17 protein-coding genes are annotated in these 21,042 nt (G+C 74.1%); 9 read left to right on the top strand and 8 right to left on the bottom strand.

The genetic code is table 11. The annotated features are described in order from the left end of the window. Window positions 1–104 precede the first annotated feature (104 nt). A complete protein-coding gene (efeO, locus tag F8279_RS23135) occupies window positions 105–1,235 on the top strand; it encodes an iron uptake system protein EfeO (protein WP_151501035.1) in 1,131 nt (376 codons plus the stop codon). Continuing rightward, window positions 1,232–2,554, top strand: a complete 1,323-nt coding sequence (gene efeB, locus F8279_RS23130) for an iron uptake transporter deferrochelatase/peroxidase subunit (RefSeq protein WP_091418699.1) — start codon at window positions 1,232–1,234, stop codon at window positions 2,552–2,554. The genes efeO and efeB overlap by 4 nt, the downstream gene beginning before the upstream one ends. 7 nt (window positions 2,555–2,561) lie before the next feature. Here efeB and F8279_RS23125 read toward each other — a convergent pair whose 3' ends face one another. Beyond that, window positions 2,562–3,530, bottom strand: a complete 969-nt coding sequence (locus tag F8279_RS23125) for an RDD family protein (protein ID WP_225853381.1) — start codon at window positions 3,528–3,530, stop codon at window positions 2,562–2,564. A gap of 41 nt (window positions 3,531–3,571) precedes the next feature. On the opposite strand from F8279_RS23125, the gene F8279_RS23120 reads away from it, so the two are divergent. Further along, on the top strand, window positions 3,572–4,525 hold the full coding sequence (locus F8279_RS23120) for a stage II sporulation protein M (RefSeq protein ID WP_091418705.1): 954 nt from the start codon (window positions 3,572–3,574) through the stop codon (window positions 4,523–4,525). On the opposite strand, the gene F8279_RS23115 is transcribed toward F8279_RS23120, so the two are convergent. The 5 genes from F8279_RS23115 to F8279_RS23095 are packed head-to-tail and all read right to left on the bottom strand — an operon-like array spanning window position 4,503 to window position 9,523. Beyond that, the gene (locus F8279_RS23115; protein WP_091418708.1) at window positions 4,503–5,813 is read right to left on the bottom strand and encodes a DUF58 domain-containing protein; all 1,311 of its coding nucleotides are present in this window, start codon (window positions 5,811–5,813) and stop codon (window positions 4,503–4,505) included. The two genes, F8279_RS23120 and F8279_RS23115, sit on opposite strands and share 23 nt — an antisense overlap. Further along, window positions 5,810–6,787, bottom strand: a complete 978-nt coding sequence (locus tag F8279_RS23110) for a MoxR family ATPase (RefSeq protein ID WP_151501034.1) — start codon at window positions 6,785–6,787, stop codon at window positions 5,810–5,812. The genes F8279_RS23115 and F8279_RS23110 overlap by 4 nt, the downstream gene beginning before the upstream one ends. Then, complete coding sequence (locus F8279_RS23105) at window positions 6,784–8,088, bottom strand: DUF4350 domain-containing protein (RefSeq protein ID WP_151501033.1); 1,305 nt, start codon at window positions 8,086–8,088, stop codon at window positions 6,784–6,786. The genes F8279_RS23110 and F8279_RS23105 overlap by 4 nt, the downstream gene beginning before the upstream one ends. Continuing rightward, a complete protein-coding gene (locus F8279_RS23100; RefSeq protein ID WP_151501032.1) occupies window positions 8,085–8,681 on the bottom strand; it encodes a DUF4129 domain-containing protein in 597 nt (198 codons plus the stop codon). Before F8279_RS23100 ends, F8279_RS23105 begins: the two co-directional genes overlap by 4 nt. Next, the gene (locus F8279_RS23095) at window positions 8,678–9,523 is read right to left on the bottom strand and encodes a hypothetical protein (protein ID WP_151501031.1); all 846 of its coding nucleotides are present in this window, start codon (window positions 9,521–9,523) and stop codon (window positions 8,678–8,680) included. The genes F8279_RS23100 and F8279_RS23095 overlap by 4 nt, the downstream gene beginning before the upstream one ends. 214 nt (window positions 9,524–9,737) lie before the next feature. Between F8279_RS23095 and mtrA the strand changes: the two genes are divergently transcribed. From mtrA to raiA, 5 genes are all read left to right on the top strand, one after another. Further along, window positions 9,738–10,427: an MtrAB system response regulator MtrA gene (gene mtrA / locus F8279_RS23090; RefSeq protein ID WP_091418719.1), complete on the top strand. Its 690-nt coding sequence runs from the start codon at window positions 9,738–9,740 to the stop codon at window positions 10,425–10,427. 13 nt (window positions 10,428–10,440) lie between these two features. After that, entirely contained in the window at window positions 10,441–12,189 is a 1,749-nt protein-coding gene (gene mtrB, locus F8279_RS23085) for an MtrAB system histidine kinase MtrB (RefSeq protein WP_225853380.1), read from the top strand. Further along, complete coding sequence (locus F8279_RS23080; protein ID WP_151501030.1) at window positions 12,186–13,985, top strand: LpqB family beta-propeller domain-containing protein; 1,800 nt, start codon at window positions 12,186–12,188, stop codon at window positions 13,983–13,985. The genes mtrB and F8279_RS23080 overlap by 4 nt, the downstream gene beginning before the upstream one ends. A 7-nt stretch (window positions 13,986–13,992) precedes the next feature. Further along, window positions 13,993–14,697 (top strand): ComF family protein, encoded by a 705-nt coding sequence (locus tag F8279_RS23075; protein ID WP_151501029.1) that lies wholly within the window; start codon window positions 13,993–13,995, stop codon window positions 14,695–14,697. A gap of 249 nt (window positions 14,698–14,946) precedes the next feature. Further along, window positions 14,947–15,591, top strand: coding sequence for a ribosome-associated translation inhibitor RaiA (raiA, locus tag F8279_RS23070; protein WP_091418726.1), 645 nt, complete (start codon window positions 14,947–14,949; stop codon window positions 15,589–15,591). A 42-nt stretch (window positions 15,592–15,633) separates the two neighbouring features. Here raiA and F8279_RS23065 read toward each other — a convergent pair whose 3' ends face one another. Both F8279_RS23065 and F8279_RS23060 read right to left on the bottom strand, forming a co-directional pair. Next, window positions 15,634–16,740 (bottom strand): GNAT family N-acetyltransferase, encoded by a 1,107-nt coding sequence (locus F8279_RS23065; RefSeq protein ID WP_151501028.1) that lies wholly within the window; start codon window positions 16,738–16,740, stop codon window positions 15,634–15,636. Further along, window positions 16,737–17,894 (bottom strand): GNAT family N-acetyltransferase, encoded by a 1,158-nt coding sequence (locus tag F8279_RS23060; protein WP_151501027.1) that lies wholly within the window; start codon window positions 17,892–17,894, stop codon window positions 16,737–16,739. Before F8279_RS23060 ends, F8279_RS23065 begins: the two co-directional genes overlap by 4 nt. A 169-nt stretch (window positions 17,895–18,063) precedes the next feature. Between F8279_RS23060 and secA the strand changes: the two genes are divergently transcribed. Then, the gene (gene secA / locus F8279_RS23055; protein ID WP_091418733.1) at window positions 18,064–20,973 is read left to right on the top strand and encodes a preprotein translocase subunit SecA; all 2,910 of its coding nucleotides are present in this window, start codon (window positions 18,064–18,066) and stop codon (window positions 20,971–20,973) included. The last annotated feature ends 69 nt before the right edge of the window (window positions 20,974–21,042 follow it).

Raw genomic sequence — 21,042 nt, 5'->3', positions numbered from 1 at the left:
GCCGGCCCAGCCGGACACGGCGGTCCCCGCCGCCGCGCCGGCCGACGTAGCCGCCGTTCCGTCCCCCGCTCCTGACCCGCCCGCTTCCGAGGAGACCCCGCACGATGCGTACCACTCGACTCGTCGCGCCCGCCGCCGCCGGGCTGCTCGCCGTCGCCGGACTGGCCGGCTGCGGGGGCGGTGACGACGCCGACGCCACGAACGGCGGTCCGATCGCCGTCAAGGCCACCGACACCGTCTGTGAGGTCGGCGACACCGAGATCGACGCCGGCCAGGTGACCTTCAAGGTGACGAACACCGGCTCCAAGGTCAACGAGTTCTACGTCTACGCGGCCGGCGACCGGGTGATGGGCGAGGTGGAGAACATCGCCCCGGGGCTCAGCCGCGAGCTGCGGGTCGAGCTGGCCGCCGGCACGTACGAGACGGCCTGCAAGCCGGGGATGAGCGGCCGGGGCATCCGGGGCGCACTGAAGGTCTCCGGCACCGCCGCGACAGTCGCCCCGGACGCCGCGCTGACCCAGGCCACCGAGAGCTACCAGCGGTACGTGCGCAGCCAGACCGCCGCCCTGCTGACGAAGACAGAGGAGTTCGTGGCGGCGGTCAAGGCGAACGACGTGACCAAGGCCAAGGCGCTGTACCCGGTGGCCCGCACCTACTGGGAGCGGATCGAGCCGGTCGCGGAGAGCTTCGGCGACCTCGACCCGAAGATCGACGGCCGCGAGGAGGTGGTCGAGGAGGGCATGGAGTTCACCGGCTTCCACCGGATCGAGAAGGACCTCTGGACCACAGGGGACGTGAGCAAGGACGGCGCCGTCGCCGACCGGCTCCTGGTCGACGTGAAGGCGATCGTCGCCAAGGCGGACGCCGAGAAGCTCACCCCGCTCCAGCTCGCCAACGGCGCCAAGGCGCTGCTTGACGAGGTCGCCAGCGGCAAGATCACCGGCGAGGAGGAGCGCTACTCGCACACCGACCTCTGGGACTTCAACGCCAACCTGGAGGGCTCGAAGGCGGCCGTCGCCGCGCTGCGCCCGGCGCTGGAACAGCGCGCGCCCGACCTGGTCAAGCAGCTCGACAGCGAGTTCGCGAACGTGGAGGCCACGCTCGGGCGGCACCGGGCCGGGGACGGCTGGAAGCTGCACACCCAGCTCGGCAAGGCCGAGCTGAAGGAGCTGTCGGACGCGGTGAACGCGCTGGCCGAGCCGGTCAGCAAGGTCGCGGCGGCCGTCGCGCGATGACCGGCCCGGACGGCGGTGACGCGACGAGCGAGCCGAACAGCCGGCGGACCGGCCGCCGCCTGTCCCGACGCCGCGCGATGACCCTGGCCGGCGTCGGCGTGGCCGGAGTCGCCGGGGTGGCGGGCGGCGCGGGTGCCCTGCTCGCCGGCGGGAACGAGGCCTCCGCCACCGGATCGGCGGCCGGTTCCGTGCCGTTCCTCGGCGAGCACCAGGCCGGCGTCACCACCCCCGCCCAGGACCGGCTGCACTTCGTCGCGTTCGACGTGGTCACCAAGGACCGGGACCGGCTGGTCGCGATGCTCCAGGAGTGGACCGCCGCCGCGGCCCGGATGACCGCCGGCAAGGACGCCGGGGTGATCGGCGCGGTCGGCGGCATGCCGGAGGCCCCGCCGGACGACACCGGCGAGGCGCTCGGACTGCCCCCGTCGCAGCTCACCCTCACCGTGGGATTCGGGCCGTCGCTGTTCCGCGACGCGCAGGGCCGGGACCGCTTCGGCATCGCCGCCCGGCGTCCGGCCGCCCTCGCCGACCTGCCGCACTTCGCCGGTGACGCGCTGCGGCCGGAGCTGTCCGGCGGGGACCTCTGCGTCCAGGCCTGCGCCAACGACCCTCAGGTGGCGGTGCACGCCATCCGCAACCTGGCCCGGATCGGCATGGGCGTGGTGAGCGTCCGCTGGTCGCAGCTCGGCTTCGGGCGTACCTCCTCGACGTCGCGGGACCAGGCCACACCCCGCAACCTGTTCGGCTTCAAGGACGGCACCGCCAACCTCAAGGCCGAGGACGCCGGCCTGCTCCGCGACCAGCTCTGGGTGCAACCCGGCGACGGCCCGGACTGGATGACCGGCGGCTCCTACCTGGTCACCCGGAAGATCCGGATGCTGATCGAGACGTGGGACCGCAGCCCGCTGGCCGAGCAGGAGACGATCGTCGGCCGGACCAAGGGCAGCGGCGCCCCACTGGGCCGCCGCGACGAGTTCGACGAGCCGGACTTCGCCGCGAAGGGCGACGACGGCGAGCCGCTCATCGCCGACACCGCGCACGTACGACTGGCCCACCCGGACGCGAACAACGGCGCCCGCCTGCTGCGCCGCGGCTACAACTTCGTGGACGGCTCCGACGGGCTGGGCCGGCTCGACGCCGGCCTGTTCTTCATCGCCTACCAGCGGGATCCGCGCCGGCAGTTCGTGCCGATCCAGACCCGGCTGGCCCGCAACGACGCGATGAACGAGTACCTGCGGCACGTCTCCAGCGGCCTGTTCGCCTGCCCGCCCGGCGTACGCGACGCCGCCGACTGGTGGGGGCGGGCGCTGTTCGCCTGAGCCCGGCTCAGCGGCGTACCGGATCGGGGCCCGCGTCCGGGACGGCGGACCGCAACCGGCCGGTGGCCGGCGCGGCGGGACGCAGGGCGGCCGGCGCGACGGCGTGCAGCACCGTGGCCGGGGCCGGGACCAGCTCCGGCCAGAGCGTGGCGGTGACCGTCCGGGCGCGGCCCAGCCGGAGCGCGGCCCGGCGCCCCCGCTCGGCCAGCACGGCGGACAGGTAGACCCAGTCCGGCGCGGACCACGGCGGAGGCGGCGAGGTGACCGCCGCGACCTCCGCCCACAGCGCCCGGCCCAGCCGGGAGCGGTCCGGCTCGGCGAGCTGAGGCAGCCGATCCAGGTACTGCCGGGCGGCCAGCGCCAGCCCGTCGTCGAACCGGGTCAGATCGAGAGTGGTCGCCCAGGCCAGCAGCGGCGGCGGAGCCGGCGGCAGCGGCCGCCACAGCGCGGCGCCTCGGCTGTGCACCACGAGCGTGCCGGCGACCAGGTCGCCCAGCCGCCGGCCGCGCGGGTCGGTGAGCATCACCGTGACGCTCGCGACCCAGCTCAGCAGCGGCAGCACCAGACCGGGCCACTCCACCGCGACACCGACCAGCGCCCGGGTCAGCGACTGGCCCACCCCCACCGGACCGCCGTCGGCCCGGACCACGCGCAGCCCCACGGCCAGCTTGCCCACCGTCCGGCCACCGGCGAAGCGTTCCATCACCACCGGATAGCCGAGCAGGACCAGCACCAGCAGCACGGTCTGGAGCGCGCCGGCCAGCGCGGTGTCGAGGAGATCCCCCAGCAGGGCGAGCGCCACCATCGCCAGCACCGCGCCGAGCAGCAGAAACAGCGCGAGCTGGATCACGGCGTCGATCAGCAGGGCGAGCACCCGGGAGCCCAGCCGGGCCACCCGGACGTCCAGCTCCACCGCCTCGCCGCTGACCAGACCGGCGTCGGCCCAACGGGGCGGTGGGGGAGGTTGCGCGCGCACCCCGACAGTGAACACCATGGACGCCGAACGGGGGAGGCTGAGTGGATCTCGACGCGTACGTGGCCGAGCACGGCGCCGAATGGCGGCGGCTGGAACACCTGACCGGCCGGCGCCGCCTCGACGCGGCCGAGGTCGACGAACTGGTGGCGCTCTACCAGCGCAGCGCCACGCACCTGTCCGCGCTGCGCGCCCGGGCGCCCGAGCCGGTGCTGGTGAACCGGCTGTCCCACCTGGTCCTCGCAGCCCGGGCCCGGGTCACCGGCCGGCCCCGGCTGTCCTGGGCGGCGGTGGGCCGGTTCCTGGCCGCCGACCTGCCCGCCGCCCTCTACCGGGCCTGGCCCTGGTGGTGCGGCGTGGCCACCGCGTTCAGCGCCCTGAGCGCCTTCCTCATCTGGTTCGTCGCCGGCAACCCGGACACCGCCGCCGCGTTCGTCGGCCCCGAGGCGGCGCGGCAGCTCGTGGACTCCGGTTTCGCCGGCTACTACACCGAGTTCGCCGCGCCCACGTTCGCGTTCCACCTGTGGACGCACAACGCCTGGCTGGCCGCCCAGTGTCTGGCCGCCGGCGTGCTCGTGGTTCCGGTGCTCTGGCTGCTGTGGCAGAACGCGCTCAACATCGGCGTGGTCGGCGGCGTGATGATCTCCTACGGCCGGGCGGACGTCTTCTTCGGCATGATCACCCCGCACGGGCTGCTGGAGCTGACCGGCATCTTCGTCGCCGCCGGGGTCGGACTGCGGACCGCCTGGGCGTGGATCGCCCCGCCCGCGCACCTCGGGCGCGGCCGGGCGGTCGCCGAGGCGGGACGGCTCGCCGTCGTGGTCGCGGCCGGCCTGGTCGGCGTCTTCGCGGTCTCCGCGCTGATCGAGGCGTTCGTGACCCCGGCGCCGGTGCCGGTCGCGCTGCGGGTGGCCGCCGGCGCCGCCGTGTGGCTGGCGTTCCTGGCGTACGCGCTGGTGCTCGGAAGGCGCGCGGTCAGAGCTGGCCGAGGGACTTGAGCCGCAGATACGTGTCGGCGACGGCCGGAGCCAGCCGGTGCCCCGGTACGTCCACCACAGTTACGCCGTAGCGCGACAGGGCGGCGCGCACCCGGTCCCGTTCGGCCAGCGCCCGCAACGCCGACGCGGCCGCGTACGGGTCGTCCGGGCCGGCCGGGGTGGCAGTGGCGAGCCGGTTCAGCACCGGATCACCTGCGGCGGCCAGCACCACCCGGTGCCGGGTCGCCAGCCGGGGCAGCACCGGCAGCAGCCCGTCTCCGATCGCGCCCGCCTCCAGCGCGGTGAACAGCACCACCAGGCTGCGCTGCCGCTCCCGGCGCAGCACCTCGGCGGCGATCAGCTCGAAGTCGGTCTCGGCCAGCGCGGGCTGCAACGGCGCCACCGCGTCGACCAGCCGGGCGAGCAGCGCCGGACGGCCGCTGCCGGTCACCCGGGCCCGGATCTCGGTGTCCGCCGCCAGCAGGTCCACCCGGTCACCGGCCCGGGCGGCGAGCGCGGTGAGCAGCAGCGCCGCGTCGATGGCGGTGTCGAGCCGGGGCTCGTCGCCGAGGCGTACCGCCGACGTGCGGCCGGTGTCCAGGACGCAGACCAGGCGCCGGTCCCGCTCCGGGCGCCACGTGCGCACCAGCACGTCGGCCCGGCGGGCGCTGCCCCGCCAGTCGATCGAGCGGACGTCGTCGCCCACCGCGTACTCGCGGAGTGTGTCGAACTCGGTGCCGTGACCGCGCCCGCGGGTCACCTGCACACCGTCGATGACCCGCAGCCGGGCCAGCTTCTCCGGCAGGTGCCGGCGGGAGTCGAAACGGGGCAGCACCCGCAGCGTCCACCGTGGCGTGGCGGGCGTTCCGGCGCGTTGCCGGGCGCCCAGGCGCATCGGCCCGAGCGACCGTACGGTCAGCGCCACCGCCGGCCGGTCGCCGCGCCGGGTCGGGGTGAGCCGGACCGGCAGCGTCGCGGTGCCACCGGGCGGCACGGTGAGCAGGCGATCCGGCGGCACGTCGGGGCGCGCCCCGGCCGAAGGCACCCAGGCGTCGCGTATCTGGGCGTACAGCGTGCGGTCGGTCGGGTTGGCCAGGTGCAGGGTGACGGTGGCGGTGGCGCCGAGGCGGACCGTGCGCTCCCCGGACCGGGTCACTGTGAGCGCGTCCGGCGGGACCGCCATCGCCCGGTCGAGCAGCACCAGCAGCAGCACCGCCGCGGTCAGCACGGCGACGCCGAGGAACGGCGCCGGCCAGGCCGGCAGGGTCAGCGCGCCCACGCCGAGCAGCAGGCCCGCCCGCCAGGTCATCGCGGCGTCGGCACGGTGGCCAGCACCGAGTCCAGCACGGCGTCGACGGTCACGCCCTCCAGCTCCGCCTCCGGACGCGGACGCAGCCGGTGCCGCAGCGTGGGCCGGGCGACCGCCTTGACGTCGTCCGGGGTGACGTGGTCGCGGCCGGCCAGCCAGGACCACGCCTTGGCGGTGTTCAGCAGCGCGGTGGCGCCCCGGGGCGACGCGCCCAGCTCCAGCGCCGGGGCGGACCGGGTGCCCCGGCACAGGTCCACGATGTAACCGAGCACCGGCTCGGCCACGTGCACCCCGCGGACCTCGGCCCGGGCGGCGGCCAGGTCCGCCACGCCGGCCACCGGGCGTACGCCCGCCGCGCGCAGGTCGCGCGGGTCGAAACCGGCGTGGTGCGCGCGCAGCACGCCCAGTTCCTCCTCCCGCTCCGGCAGCGGCACGGTCAGCTTGAGCAGGAAGCGGTCGAGCTGCGCCTCGGGCAGCGGGTAGGTGCCCTCGTGCTCGACCGGGTTCTGGGTGGCCGCGACGATGAACGGGTCGGGCAGCGGACGACGCTCGCCCTCGACGGAGACCTGCCGCTCCTCCATCACCTCCAGCAGCGCCGACTGCGTCTTGGGCGGCGTGCGGTTGATCTCGTCGGCGAGCAGCAGGTTGGTGAAGACCGGCCCCTCCCGGAACGTGAACGCGGCGGTCCGCTGGTCGAAGATCAGCGAGCCGGTGACGTCGCCGGGCATCAGGTCGGGGGTGAACTGCACCCGCTTGGCGTCCAGGTCGAGCGCGGCGGCCAGGGTCCGGACCAGCAGCGTCTTGGCCACCCCCGGTACGCCCTCCAGCAGCACGTGCCCCCGGCAGAGCAACGCGATCACCAGGCCGGTGACCACGGCGTCCTGCCCGACGACGGCCTTCGCCACCTCGGCGCGCAGCCGGTGCAGGGCGGCGCGGGCGCCGGACGGGGCGGTGGTCGTGACGGGTCCGGTCACCGGAGGTCTCCTTCGCTGGGATGCGGGGCCAGGGTACGGGTCAGGGCGTCCAGTTCGCGGGCCAGCTCCAGCAGCTCGCGGTCCTTCTCCGGGGTGGGACCGTAGAGCAGGTCGGCCACCCGCTCCGGGTCGGCGCCGGCGCGCTCGGCGACCCGGGCGGCCACCTCGTCACCGGGCGTGTCCGGGGGCAGGTTGAGGCGGGTCGTCAGCCGTTCCAGCGCGCCGGCGCGCAGCGTCCCGGCGACCGTGTCCCGGGCGCCCGCCCGGCGGTAGAGCCGCGCCCGGCCGCGTACCGTCTCGGCGGATCGGACGGTCACCGGCAGCGGCTCCGAGACCGGCGGCCCGAGCCGGCGGGCCCGCCACAGCACCACCAGCAGCCCGGCCAGGGCGAGCTGCACCAGGAGGGCCCAGAACCACTGCGGGAAGGCGCCCCAGAGCGGGTTCTCCCGGGGCGGGTCGGCGCGGTCGGGCGGGTCGGGCCGTTCCGACCGGCCGCTGCCGGCCGGGGCGGGCTCCTCGGTGGCCGGATCCAGGGACCAGCTCGGGCGCGTCGGGGCCGGCACCGGCTCGGGCAGGTCGAGCCAGACCAGTGGGCGGCCGCCGCCGAGCAGGCCGGTGGCGAGCGCCTCGTTGCCCCACTCGCCGATCCGGTCGTTGCGGAACGGGTCGCTGGCGCCGGCCAGCACCACCTCGACCCGGCCGGGGGCGCGCAGCAGCGCGCCGCCGTAGCAGTGGTCCACCTCGGCCGGGCCGGCGTAACGCTGGAGGTCGACGGCGGCCGTACCGGCCCGGACCGCCTCGGGCAGCGGGCACGGCGTGCCGTCCGCGTCCGGCGGTACCGCCCGGGCGGCCCAGCGCCCGCCGGCCGGCTCGATCGCGGTGTCCAGTTCGGCGAGCACCCGCCTGGAGGGCTCGACGAGCACCAGCCGGCTGCCGGGCGGCAGGGTGGTCAGCCCGTCGAGCAGGTCCGGGTGCACCAGCCCGGGCGCGGGCACGAACAGCGTGCTCGGCTCGGCTCCGGCGGTACGCAGCGCCGCCGCCAGGTCCGTCTCCCGGCGCACCGGCACGCCCTGCGTACGCAGCGCCTCGGCGAGCCGGCTGCCACCGTCGTCGTCGGTGGCGACCGGGGACAGGAAACCGGGCTCGTCCGCGTCGGGCCGGTCGACCGCGCGCAGCACGAGCGTGGTCACGATCAGCAGAACTGCGAGCCCGAGCGGGACGAGCAACCGGTACGTACGGCGGCGCGGCGCCGCCGTGGCCGCCGCCGTCGTCGCGGTCTCCGGTACGACTGTGGCGGTCACCGTGGCTCCTCCCCGGTCAGCTCGCGACTCAGGTCGGTGACGAGTTCACGCATCCGCCGGTCGTGCGCGGCGGTCGCGGGGCGCTGGGCGTACCAGAGGTCCGAGAAGATCGCCCCGGCCGCGTTCAGCGTCGGCCGCACCTGCGGCCGGGTGCGGGCCGCCGCCTCGGTCAGCTCGACGACTGTGAGCCCGGGGCGGGGCTCCACCACCTGCCGGAGGACCAGCAGCCGGACCATCTCGCGCAGCCGCTCCCGGACCGCCTCGGCGTACCGGCCCTCGGCCGCCAGCCGGTCGGCCGACCCGAGCCCGCCGGCCGGCGCGGGTTCCGGGGTCCGGGGCGCGGGCAGCCGTACCGGCGGCGGGTCGGTGCGGCTCCGGCGACGCCGCCGGAAGCGGGGCAGGCGGAACCGGGGCAGCCGTGGGCGCCGTAGCCGGGGGAGACTGAACCGGGGCAGCCGCCGGGGCACCCAGGCCGGGAAGAAATACCAGCCCAACGCCACCAGCAGCGCGACCGCCAGCAGGATCAGCGCGGCCAGCGGCAGCGGCACCACGTCACCGAGGGCCGCTACCGTCTCGGTCCACCACCGGCTCACCGGTGCGCCGCCAGCAGGACCGGTTCCGGTACGCCGGCCGGCGCGCGGGAGAGCCGGATGTCCAGCCCTTCGGTGCGGATCCGGGTCTCCAGGTGCAGCACCGCGTCGAGGCAGGCGAGCGCCGGGTACGCCAGCGCGTTCACCGCGGTGAAGGCGGCGATCGTCACCGGCAGCGCCCAGGCCGAGACGTCGAACAGGCCCAGCATGTCGAGGCCCTGGTAGAGGCCCAGCCCGATGCCGAGCCGGATCAGCCACCAGCCCAGGTAGCCCAGCAGCCGGATCGCGGCGGCCCGGGCGCTGACCCGGCCGGCCAGGCGGACCGCCCGCCAGGGCGCCAGGTGCGCGGGCACCCCGTCCAGCACCAGCACCGGCACCACCAGGCCGAGCAGCGCGTACGCCAGGAACCAGCCCGGCCCGGTCAGTCCGGCGGCGGTGACGGTCAGCCCGACCAGGACGGCGGCCGGTAGCGTCACGCCGACGCGGGCGCCGCGCAGCAGCTCCGACGGTGCGGGACGGCGCCCCAGCAGCGCCGCGCCGGCGCCGCGCGCGGCCGGGGCGCCGAGCAGCGCGACGATCGCGGCTTCGGTGCCCGCGCCGGCCGCCAGCAGCAGCCAGTATCCGGCGAGGGAGCCGTCGAACTCCGCCGGCCACCAGTACGGCGGTTCGGCCCCGGCGAGCATCCGCAGCGGGTGGAGCACCGCCTGTTCGGCGAGCGCCAGCAGGAGGGCGAGCGGGACGAGCACCCGGGCCTGGTCGCGCAGCAGCAGCACGGCCGCGTCGAGCAGCTCCCCGACGGTCAGCGGACGGCGCGGCAGCACCGCGGTCGGGCCGGCGTCGGGCACGCGTACTCCTGGGCGGGGCGAGCAGAGGTGGCGGGCGGGGCGACGCCCGGGGATCATGGTTGCACGGCGGGTCCGCATCCGGTGGACCCGTCCGCCCCGGCGCGCCACGCTGGGCGGCCACGCCGGCTTGCTGTGGTGCGCGGGGCCGCTCGGCGCTACGGTCTCGTGGAGACGCCGAACACTCCAGACGAACGGGGATGGAACGATAAACCCCATGAGAGCCCGGGTACTCGTGGTCGACGACGACCCCGCCCTCGCCGAGATGCTCGGCATCGTGCTGCGCAGCGAGGGCTTCGTGCCGTCCTTCGTCGCGGACGGCGAACGGGCGCTGGCCGCGTTCCGCGACAACCGACCCGACATCGTCCTGCTCGACCTGATGCTGCCGGGCATGAGCGGCATCGACGTGGCCCGCGCCATCCGGGGCGAGTCCGGCGTGCCGATCGTGATGCTGACCGCCAAGAGCGACACCGTGGACGTGGTGCTCGGGCTGGAGTCCGGCGCCGACGACTACGTGGTCAAGCCGTTCAAGCCCAAGGAGCTGGTGGCCCGGATGCGGGCCCGGCTGCGCCGGGGCGAGGACGTGGCGCCGGAGATGCTGACCATCGGCCCGACCGGCAACCAGATCACCATCGACGTGCCGGCCCACACGGTCAGCCGCGACGGCGAGGAGGTGAAGCTGACGCCGCTGGAGTTCGACCTGCTGGTCGCGCTCGCCCGCAAGCCGCGTCAGGTCTTCACCCGCGAGGTGCTGCTGGAGCAGGTCTGGGGCTACCGCCACGCGGCGGACACCCGCCTGGTCAACGTGCACGTGCAGCGGCTGCGCGCCAAGATCGAACCGGATCCGGAGCGACCCGAAATCATCCTGACCGTGCGGGGCGTGGGCTACAAGGCGGGCACCGGATAGCCTGGTCAGCACTGTGCTGACCTCGCTGCCCGAGTCGCCGCCCGCCGCGCCCCGCCGGCTCCACGCCGTGCGGGCTCTCTGGCTCGCCCTGAGCGGCCGGGTCGCCCGCCTGGTGGCAGCGGTGCACCAGGCGTGGCGGCGGTCGCTGCAGGTCCGTGTGGTCACCATCACGCTGGTGGCGTCGAGTCTGCTGGTGGGCGGTTTCGCCTATCTGATCGCCGACAAGATCACGAGCATCCTGCTGGAGAACGCCGAGACCGACGTGCGGCTGCGGCTGAGCAACGGCAGCGAGTACGCGGCCAAGCAGTTCAACCTCTACAGCCAGCCGCAGGAGGCGCAGCTCCAGAACACCATCGACGGCACCGTCAACTACCTGGCCGGGGGAGACCCCACCCAGACCAGCGGCGTGGTGGTGGCGATCACCGCCGACAACTTCGCCGAGTTCATCGAGCCGCGTACCACCCCCGAGGTGCCGGTGGGCACGGTGATCGGCGACGAGCTGCGGGCCACAGTCGCCTCCGGCAAGGTCGCACACCAGATCCGTACCGGCTCGCTCGGCGGCGAGCGGACGAAATACCTCGTCTACGGCTCCCCGGTGCCCACCAAGTTCGGGCAGGTCGAGCTCTACTACCTCGTACCCCTGGCCCGGCAGGACGCGACGGCGGCCGACGCCCGGGCCACGGTGGTCGCGACCGGCGTCGCGCTGGTGCTGCTGCTCGGCCTGCTGGCCGCGCTGGTCACCCGCCTGGTGGTGACGCCGGTACGGGTGGCCGCGCGCACCGCGCAGCGGCTCTCCGCCGGCCTGCTCGACCAGCGCATGGTGGTCTCCGGCGAGGACGACCTGGCCCTGCTGGCCGCCTCGTTCAACCAGATGGCGACGAACCTGCAACGGCAGATCCTCCGGCTGGAGGAGATGTCCCGGCTGCAACGCCGGTTCACCTCCGACGTCTCGCACGAACTGCGGACACCGCTGACCACGGTACGGATGGCCGCCGACCTGATCTTCGCCGAGCGCGACGAGTTCGATCCCGCGGTGGCCCGCAGCGCCGAACTGCTCCAGGCCGAGCTGGACCGGTTCGAGGAACTGCTCACCGACCTGCTGGAGATCAGCCGGTTCGACGCCGGTTTCGCGGTGCTGGACAGCGAGCCGACCGACCTGGTGCCGGTGGTGCACCGGGTGACCGAGCGGCTGGCCGGGCTGGCCGAGCGGGTCGGGGTCACCATCGAGCTGGACCTGCCGGACACTCCGGTGATCGCCGAGGTCGACCCGCGCCGCGTCGAGCGGGTGCTGCGCAACCTGGTCGGCAACGCGGTCGAGCACGGCGAGGCCAAGCCGGTACGGATCACCCTGGGCCAGGACCAGAGCGCGGTGGCGATCACCGTGCGGGACCACGGCGTGGGCCTCAAACCGGGGGAGGAGAAGCTGGTGTTCAACCGCTTCTGGCGGGCCGACCCGTCGCGCGCCCGGCAGACCGGCGGCACCGGGCTGGGCCTGTCGATCAGCCTGGAGGACGCCCGCCTGCACGGCGGCTGGCTGGAGGCGTGGGGCGCGCCGGGGCAGGGCGCGCAGTTCCGGCTCACCCTGCCCGCCCGGGCCGGGGACCGGCTCACCACCTCCCCGCTGCGGCTGGTGCCGGCCGACGCCACGGTGCCGTTCGGCGGCCCCCGCGACGGCGGGCCGCCCGCCATCGGGCCCGGCGGTGGCGTCGCTGCGCTGACCGCCGGACCGGCCGGCGGCGACCACGCGGAGGCACGCCCGTGAACCGCCGCGTCCTGGCCATGTTGCTGACCGGCGCGCTGCTGCCGGCCGCGCTCGCCGGATGCGGCATTCCGGATCAGACAGACGTGCAGGTGGACGGCTCGGTGCCGGCCGCCGAGTCCGGTGCGCTCAACGGCAGCCCGGCCCGGCCGCCCGAACCGGCCGACAGCAGCGAGCCGGTGCCGTTCATCGAGAACTACCTGCGGGCCGCCGCCGCAGGGGAACGCGACCAGGCGTACGCCCGGGCCCGGAAGTTCCTCGCCGCGGAGGCCCGCGACCTGCTACCGGGCAAGCCGCAGACCAGCGAGGTCGAGCTGACAGTGGTCCGGCTGCGGGAGAAGCCGGAGAGCACGCCGCCCAACAACCAGGGCACCAGCACCGTGACGCTCAAGGTGCAGCAGGTGGGCGTGCTGCGTGCCGACGGCACGCTCGGCCCGCCGGTGGCGAGCGAGACGCAGTACGTCTTCGAGCTGCGCCGGGCCGAACCGGCCGGCACCGGCCTGCTGATCACCGAGCTGCCGAACGTGCTGCTGGCCAGCGACTCGGCGATGCGTGAGTACTACCGTCCCCGCACCGTCTACTTCTGGAACACCGACCTGACCCGGCTGGTGCCGGACCAGCGTTACCTGCCCTCGTCGGCACCGACCGAGCGCCGGATCACCGAGGTGATGAAGTGGCTGGCCGACCGCCCGTCGGACTGGCTGGCCCCCGGCGTGACCGGGCTGCCCGACGGCACCCAGCTGATCAACAACGCGACCGGCGCGGACGGCCACTGGGAGATCAACCTCAACATGCCGGGCGCCAACGAGCAGCGGCTGACCCGGCTCGGCACCCAGCTGGCGTGGTCCCTGTCGGACCTGGACGGCCAGGTCGACCTGAAGATCCAGAACCAGAAGCGGCTCACCGTCGACCTGCGGCGCGAGCGCGTCTCCACCGCGGCCTATCCACGCGGCGGCGATCCCATGCGGTTCGCCGTCTACGACGGCGCCGTCCGTCCCCTGGCGTTCGGCAACGAGTCGCGGGCCGCCGTACCGCTGCCGCCCGCGGAGAACCGCAACGTGGTCTCCGCGTCGCTCGCCCGCGCCGACGACCAGGTGCTCGCCGCGCTCGTGGTGACCGGGCCGGACAACCGCAGGCGGCTCAAGGTGGGCACCGGCCCGGATCCGGTCACGATACTGAACCCCGGCGACCGTACGTTCCGGACGATGAGCCGTCCCACCTGGCTGCGGTCGCTGAACAAGGCCCGCCCGGCCGGTCTGGTGGCGGCGGACGGCCGGCTCTACCGGTTCGACGGCGCGGGCCGGACGAGCGAGATCCCGCTGTCCGTTCCCGGGCCGGTGACGGCTGTCGCCGGTTCCCTCGACGGGCACCGGATCGCGCTGGCCTCCGGCGGCGCGGTCTTCGTCGCCGCGGTGAGCGTCGACGGTGGCGTGGTCAGCCTCGGGCAGCCCCGCCGGGTGACCACGCTGCTCACCGGGGTGACGGTGGTGGACTGGGTGGCGGAGAACGAGCTGGCGCTGGCCGGCAACGAGGCGGACCGGCGCTCGGCGATCCACCAGCTCAGCGTCGACGGCGCCTGGGAGACCCCGCTGGCGGTGGAGATCGGTGCCCCGGTGACCCAGCTCGCCGGGTATCCGGGCGGCGGCGACCGCGGCCTGGCCACGTTCTCGTTCATGTTCGAGACGGACGGCGCGGCCTGGCGGAACAACCCGTTCGACTACGTCAAGCGGGAGCAGGTGCTCGACGTGCCGTCGGGCAGCCGGGCGACCAACCCGACCGCACCGTTCTTCCTCTACTGAGCCGCCCGTGCGTGATCTGGGCGGGCTCTGGTCGGACCTGACCGACCTGGTGCTGCCCGCCGGGTGTGCGGGCTGCGGCGCGGGATCGGTACGGCTGCGGCACGGCTTCTGCCCCGGCTGCGTGCGGGAACTGGAGTCGCTGCGTCCCGCACCCGCCCGGCCCGATCCGGCTCCGCCCGGCCTGCCGCCCTGCGTCGCGCTCGGCCCGTACGGGGGCGCGTTGCGCGAGGGGCTGCTGGCGTACAAGGAAAAGGGCCGGCACGGGCTGGCCCGGCCGTTGGGCGCGCTGCTCGCCGAGGTGGTCGCCGCGGCGGCGGGGCCACCCGGCCCGGTGACGCTGGTCGCGGTGCCTGATACCGCCCGCGCCGCCCGGGCCCGCTACGGCGACCACCTGGACCGGCTGGTCCGGCCGGCGGCGGCCCGGTTACGCGCGGCCGGCTGGCCGGTACGCGTGCTGCGCCCGCTACGGGCGCTGCCCCGGACCGACTCGGTGGAGTTGGACAGCGCCGGGCGGGCCGCGGCGGCCGAGACCGCGTTCCGGTTGCGCCGCCCGCTCACCGGGCGCCGGCCGGGGGAGAGCGTCGTGCTGCTCGACGACATCGTCACCACCGGCGCCACGTTGGCGGCGGTGAGCCGGATGTTGCACCGCGCGGGAATGACGCCAAAGGCCGCGGCGGTGCTCGCCGCAACGCAAAAGCGGCACCGCCGGTAACGCTTCGTGTATCCGTTTCACCCCATGGTGTATGAGCTGTTAAATTTCGCGACCGCCTTCGGCAACCAGGGGTGACGGTTGGCCGTACAGGAGTTAGCGTTTCGGTGTCGGGGGTAGTGAGGATCCAACCTTCCCCCGGCACTGGAAGGAGGCGTAGCCGAACAACACCGGTCGACGCCGAGCGGGGCCCTCCCGGGTGCGTCGACCGGATGATCCGGACCGAACGACCGTCCGAACAAGGGAGGTCACGTGGACATCGTGGTCAAGGGCCGTAACGTCGAAGTGCCGGACCATTACCGGGTGCACGTAGCCGAGAAGCTCGCGAAGATCGAACGCTACGACCAGAAGCTCATTCGCGTGGACGTCGAGTTGTTCCACGAGCGCAATCCACGCCAGGCGGACACCTGCCAGCGGGTGGAGATCACGTGCGTGACGCGCGGCCCGGTGATCCGGGCCGAGGCCTGCACGAACGACTTCTACAGCGCGCTCGACGCCGCAATCGCCAAGCTGGACACGCGATTCCGCCGCGCGGCGGACCGTCGCCGGGTGCACCGCGGGCGGCACGCGCCGATCTCCGTGGCCGCCGCGACAGCCGGCCTGCCGGTGGCCGATCTCGACGGCCCAGGGTTGGCGGCGCTCGACGGCCACGGCACCGCCACAGCGGTCGCCGAACGCCCCGACGAGAGCGGCTACACCGAACCCGACGACCAGCCGTGGCACATCGCGCGGGCGAAGGTCCACCCCGCCGAACCGATGACCGTCGACGACGCGCTGTTCCAGATGGAACTGGTCGGCCACGACTTCTACCTGTTCCAGGACAAGGAGTCCGGCCGCCCGAGCGTGGTCTACCGGCGGCACGCGTACGACTACGGGATCATCCAGCTCGACACGTGACCCCTTGACCGGCGAGGACGGGCCCCGCGCAGGGGTCCGTCCTCAGTTCTCGTCGGTGGCGAGCCGGCCGTAGACCACCGAGTCGACACGGGCGCCGGCCGGGCCGGGCAGCCGGCCGCGCAACAGCCCTTCCCGCCGGAAGCCGGCCCGCTCCAGTACCCGCTGCGAGGCGACGTTGTCCGGCCGGGTGCCGGCCCACAGCCGGGCCACCCCGATGCCGAACGCCCACCCGGCGACCAGCCGGACCGTGCGGGCCGCCAGCCCGCGCCCGCGCGCCTCGGGCAGCAGGCTGTAGCCGAGCATGGCCTGCCCGGTGGCCGGCTCGTCGTAGAACAACGCGCAGCCGCCGACGACAGTGCCGGTGGCCGCGTCGAGGATCGCCAGGTCGGCGGCCTCGCCGGCCAGCCAGCGGCTCGCCGCCAGCCGGCAGCGGCGCGCGAGCGCCGCCCGCTCCGGCAGCACCGGTGGCACCCGGTTCGCCACCACCTCCGGCAGCGAGTGCAGCCGGAACAGCGCGTCCGTGTCCGCCGGCTCCACCGGGCGCAGCGTCACCACGCCGTCGGTGAGCCGGCCGTCCGGCAGGTCCGGCAGCAGGCGGGCGACCGGGCCCGGCGGGTCGTCGGCCAGCCGCACCCAGGCGATCAGATCCTGACGTACGCCGTCGCCGTCCGCGCCCGCCGCCCGGCGTACGCCCTCGTGCCGGTAGCCGCAGGCGAGCGCGATGCGCTGGCTCGCCACGTTGTCGACGCGGGTGAGCAGCTCAAGACGGGCCGCCCCGGCGGCGAACGCCCGCTCGGTCAGCAGCCGGGTGGCGGTGCTCGCCACGCCCCGGCCGCGCGCCGCCGGGCCGACCCAGTAACCGATCTCGTACGTGGCCCGCTCCGCGCTGAGCCGGGTCAGCCCGATGCTGCCGAGCAGCCGGTCGGTCGCCGGGTCGGCGATCGTGTACGCGGCGCCGCCCGCCGCCCACGCCGCGGGCGCGCCCTCGGTGATCCACCAGCGGGCGGCTTCGGAGTCGTACGGGTCGGGCAGCAGGGGCATGAACCGGCGGATCTCCGGATCGGAGCACCCGGCCACCATCTCGGGCACGTCCGCGAGGTGGCACGGCCGCAGCCGTACGCCGTACCCCTCGATCGTGTCCGGGGTCATGCCTGGTCGCCCGGCAGCAGCGCGCCGATCCAGACGTCCTGCCGCTCGCCGCGGTGCTGGACGCCGCCGCGCAGCGTGCCCTCGACGGTGAAGCCGGCCTTCTCGGCGGCCCGCCGCGAGGCGGTGTTGCCCACGTTCGCCCGCCACTCGATCCGGGCCAGGCCGAGCGTGGTGAAGCCCCAGGCGCAGACCGCGGCGAGAGCGGCCGGCAGGTAACCCCGGCCGCGGGCGTACGGCGCGGTCATGTACCCCACGTCGGCCACCAGCGGGTCGTTCGGCAGCAGACGCAGGTCGATCGAGGCGACGTAGCTGTCGTCCGGGTCGGCGACGGCGAACGTCGCGGCCGTTCCCCGCGCCCAGGCCGGGCGCACCAGGTCGCGCAGGAAGCTCTCGGCGTGCTCCGGCCGGTACGGGTGCGGCACCGTGGTCCAGCGGACGGTCTGCTCGTCCTGGCAGGTGCGGGTCACCTCGGCCAGGTCACGTTCCTCCAGCGCACGCAGCCGTAGCTCGGTGCCCCCGGCGGTGGCGAACAGGACCGGCTGCGGCCGGCCGAAGACCGCCGCCCGGCGGGCCTGGAGCGTGTCCGGGCCGTAGGGGGCCGGGTCACCGGGCGCGGCCAGTTCGGCCGGGAACAGGGAGCCGATCCAGCCCTCCGGACGGCCGCCGGGGCTGGGGTGGGCCAGCCGCAGCTCACCCTCGATCCGGAAGCCGGCCCGCAGCGCGACCAGCCGGGAGGCGTGGTTGCCGATCTCGGCCTGCCAGGTGAGGCGGCGCAGCTTGAGCGCGTCGAACGCCCAGCGGGCGAGCGCGCGGGTGGCGCGTACCGCGACGCCCCGGCCCCGGGCCCACGGCGCGGTCCAGTAGCCCACCTCGGCCGAGTCCAGCGCGCGGTCGACGGAGACCAGGCCGATCGAGGCGAGCAGCTCGCCGGTGCCGGCGTCGCAGACCGCGAACTGCGCCGCGGTGCCCTCGGCCCAGGCGGTGGCGCTGATCGTGGTGACGAACTCGGTCGCGTGCTCCGGCAGGTACGGGCGAGGTACGGTGGTCCAGCGCTGGATGTCCGGATCCTGGCAGGCGCGGTACACCGCGTCGGCGTCCTCCGCGCGCCACGGGCGCAGCAGTAGGCCGTCCTCGATGATCTCCACAGGCTCCATTCGAGCCATCGTGCCGGATCGTTCGCGCACGGCGTAACCCGATTAGCGGCCGGTGGCGCGAGGTCGCGGTGTTATGTCGGGTTCCGGAGCCCGGACCGCCGCCACCAGTGACCATCGTCGCCTCCGAGCGCCTACGATGGTTCGAGACCGTCTAGGGGAGCGTTGATCCGTGTCGATTCTGGAAAAGTTCCTTCGCGCCGGCGAGGGCCGCATGGTGCGTCGGCTGAAGGCCATCGCTGCCGCCGTCAACTCGATCGAGGACGACTACGTCAACCTCAGCGACGACGAGCTGCGCGGCATGACCGACCAGTTCAAGGAGCGGCTCGAGGATGGCGAGACCCTCGACGACCTGCTGCCCGAGGCCTTCGCCGTGTGCCGGGAAGCCGCCTCGCGGGTGCTCGGCCAGCGCCCCTACGACGTCCAGGTGATGGGTGGCGCGGCGCTGCACTTCGGCAACATCGCCGAGATGAAGACCGGTGAGGGCAAGACTCTCACCTCGGTCATGCCGGTCTACCTGAACGCGCTCGCCGGCAAGGGCGTGCACGTGATCACGGTGAACGACTACCTGGCCGAGCGCGACGCCGCCTGGATGGGCCGCGTCCACGAGTTCCTCGGCCTGCAGGTCGGCGTGGTGCTGCCCAACCGGCCCGCCACCGAGCACCGCGCGGCCTACGAGTGCGACATCACCTACGGCACCAACAACGAGTTCGGCTTCGACTACCTGCGCGACAACATGGCCTGGTCGAAGGACGAGCTGGTCCAGCGCGGCCACTTCTTCGCCGTGGTCGACGAGGTCGACTCGATCCTGATCGACGAGGCGCGTACCCCGCTGATCATCTCCGGTCCGGCCGAGCACTCCGCCCGGTGGTACCAGGAGTTCGCCACGGTGGTGGCCCGGCTCCAGCCCGGCACCGACGGCGAGGGCGACTACGAGGTCGACTACGCCAAGCGCACCATCGCGATCACCGAGCGCGGCGTCGCCAAGGTGGAGGACCGCCTGGGCATCGACAACCTCTACGAGTCGGTGAACACCCCGCTGGTCGGCTACCTGAACAACGCGATCAAGGCCAAGGAGCTCTACAAGCGCGACAAGGACTACATCGTCAACGACGGTGAGGTCCTGATCGTCGACGAGTTCACCGGCCGCATCCTGCACGGCCGCCGCTACAACGAGGGCATGCACCAGGCGATCGAGGCCAAGGAGGGGGTGGAGATCAAGCAGGAGAACCAGACCCTGGCCACCATCACCCTCCAGAACTACTTCCGCCTCTACGAGAAGCTCTCCGGCATGACCGGTACCGCCCAGACCGAGGCGGGCGAGTTCAACAAGGTCTACAAGGTCGGCGTCGTGACCATCCCGACGCACCGGCCGATGGTCCGGCTCGACCGGCCCGACGTCATCTACAAGACCGAGAAGGCCAAGTTCAACGCCGTCGTCGAGGACATCGCCGAGCGGCACGAGCAGGGCCAGCCGGTGCTGGTCGGCACCGTCTCGGTGGAGAACTCCGAGATCCTGTCGCACATGCTGCGCCGCCGCGGCATCCCGCACTCGGTGCTGAACGCGAAGTTCCACGCCAAGGAGGCGGAGATCGTCGCGCAGGCCGGGCGCAAGGGCGCGGTCACCGTCGCGACCAACATGGCGGGCCGCGGTACGGACATCCTGCTCGGCGGCAACCCCGAGTTCCTCGCCGCGAACGAGCTGCGCCAGCGCGGGCTCGACCCGGTCGAGCAGCCGGAGGAGTACGCCAAGGCGATGGAGGAGATCCTCCCGACCTGGAAGCAGGCGTGCGACGTCGAGGCGGAGGAGGTCGGTGCCGCCGGTGGGCTCTACGTGCTGGGCACCGAGCGGCACGAGTCCCGCCGGATCGACAACCAGCTGCGCGGTCGCGCCGGCCGACAGGGTGACCCGGGCGAGTCCCGCTTCTACCTGTCGCTGCAGGACGAGCTGATGAAGCGCTTCCGGGCCGGCGCGGTCGAGGCCGTGATGGACCGCTTCAACATCCCGGAGGACGTGCCCATCGAGTCGAAGATGGTCACCCGCCAGATCAGGAGCGCCCAGGCCCAGATCGAGGGCCAGAACGCCGAGATCCGCAAGAACGTCCTCAAGTACGACGAGGTGCTGAACAAGCAGCGCCAGGTGATCTACGCCGAGCGCCTCCGGGTGCTCAACGGCGAGGACCTGTCCGACCAGGTCCGCAACATGATCGACGACGTGGTGACCGCGTACGTGGTCGGTGCGACGAGCGACGGCTACGCCGAGGACTGGGACCTCGACCAGCTGTGGTCGAGCCTGAAGCAGCTCTACCCGGTGGGCATCACCGTCGAGGAGCTGGAGGAGGAGGTCGGCTCCCGCTCCGGCATCGACCAGGACTTCCTGCTCGCCCGCCTGAAGGAGGACGCGCACGCCGCGTACGACAGGCGTGAGGAGAACCTCGGCGAGGAGGCGGTGCGCCAGCTCGAGCGGATGGTCCTGCTCCAGGTGATCGACCGCAAGTGGCGCGAGCACCTCTACGAGATGGACTACCTGCAGGAGGGCATCAGCCTGCGGGCGTACGCCCAGCGCGACCCGGTCATCGAGTACCAGCGCGAGGGCTTCGACATGTTCGCCTCCATGATGGACGGCATCAAGGAGGAGACGGTCGGCTTCCTCTACAACCTGGACGTGCAGGTCGAGGAGGCGGAGCCGGAGGCCGAGGAGGTGGAACTGCTGGAGAAGCCGGTGGAGATCCGGGCCAAGGGTCTCAACCGCACGCCGCAGCAGCAGGGCCTGCAATACTCCGCACCGTCGGTGGACGGCGAGGCCGGCCGGGGCGCCCCGGTGATCGAGCGGCCCGAGCAGCAGGCCCCGGCGCTCGGCATCGGCCAGCAGTCCTCGGAGCGCCCGGCCGCCTCCACGCCGCGCCGCACTCCGGGTGCGGCGGCCGGGGCGAGCGGCCAGGCGGTCGCCGCGAGCACCGCCCGGCGGGCCGCGCCGGGTCAGGTCGACGGCGGCGAGGGCCCGTCCCGTAACGCGCCCTGCCCGTGTGGCTCGGGCCGTAAGTACAAGCGCTGCCACGGCTCGCCCAACGGCGGCAACTGACCCCGAACAAGCGCCCCGACGGGCCCCGGCCTCCCCGGCCGGGGCCCGTCGCCGGCCTCCGCCCGTCTC

It is taken from the genome of Micromonospora sp. AMSO1212t, assembly GCF_008868145.1.
Classification (GTDB): domain Bacteria; phylum Actinomycetota; class Actinomycetes; order Mycobacteriales; family Micromonosporaceae; genus Micromonospora; species Micromonospora tulbaghiae.
The sequence above is the reverse complement of the archived record's forward strand: the minus strand, read 5'-3'. Positions and strand labels throughout refer to the sequence as shown.

Excerpts from the sequence above, each read along its gene's own strand:
- efeB (WP_091418699.1), top strand. The coding sequence starts at position 1,232 with ATGACCGGCCCGGACGGCGGTGACGCGACGAGCGAGCCGAACAGCCGG.
- efeO (WP_151501035.1), top strand. The coding sequence starts at position 105 with ATGCGTACCACTCGACTCGTCGCGCCCGCCGCCGCCGGGCTGCTCGCC.
- mtrA (WP_091418719.1), top strand. The coding sequence starts at position 9,738 with ATGAGAGCCCGGGTACTCGTGGTCGACGACGACCCCGCCCTCGCCGAG.
- F8279_RS23115 (WP_091418708.1), bottom strand. The coding sequence starts at position 5,813 with ATGACCTGGCGGGCGGGCCTGCTGCTCGGCGTGGGCGCGCTGACCCTG.
- F8279_RS23060 (WP_151501027.1), bottom strand. The coding sequence starts at position 17,894 with ATGGAGCCTGTGGAGATCATCGAGGACGGCCTACTGCTGCGCCCGTGG.
- F8279_RS23065 (WP_151501028.1), bottom strand. The coding sequence starts at position 16,740 with ATGACCCCGGACACGATCGAGGGGTACGGCGTACGGCTGCGGCCGTGC.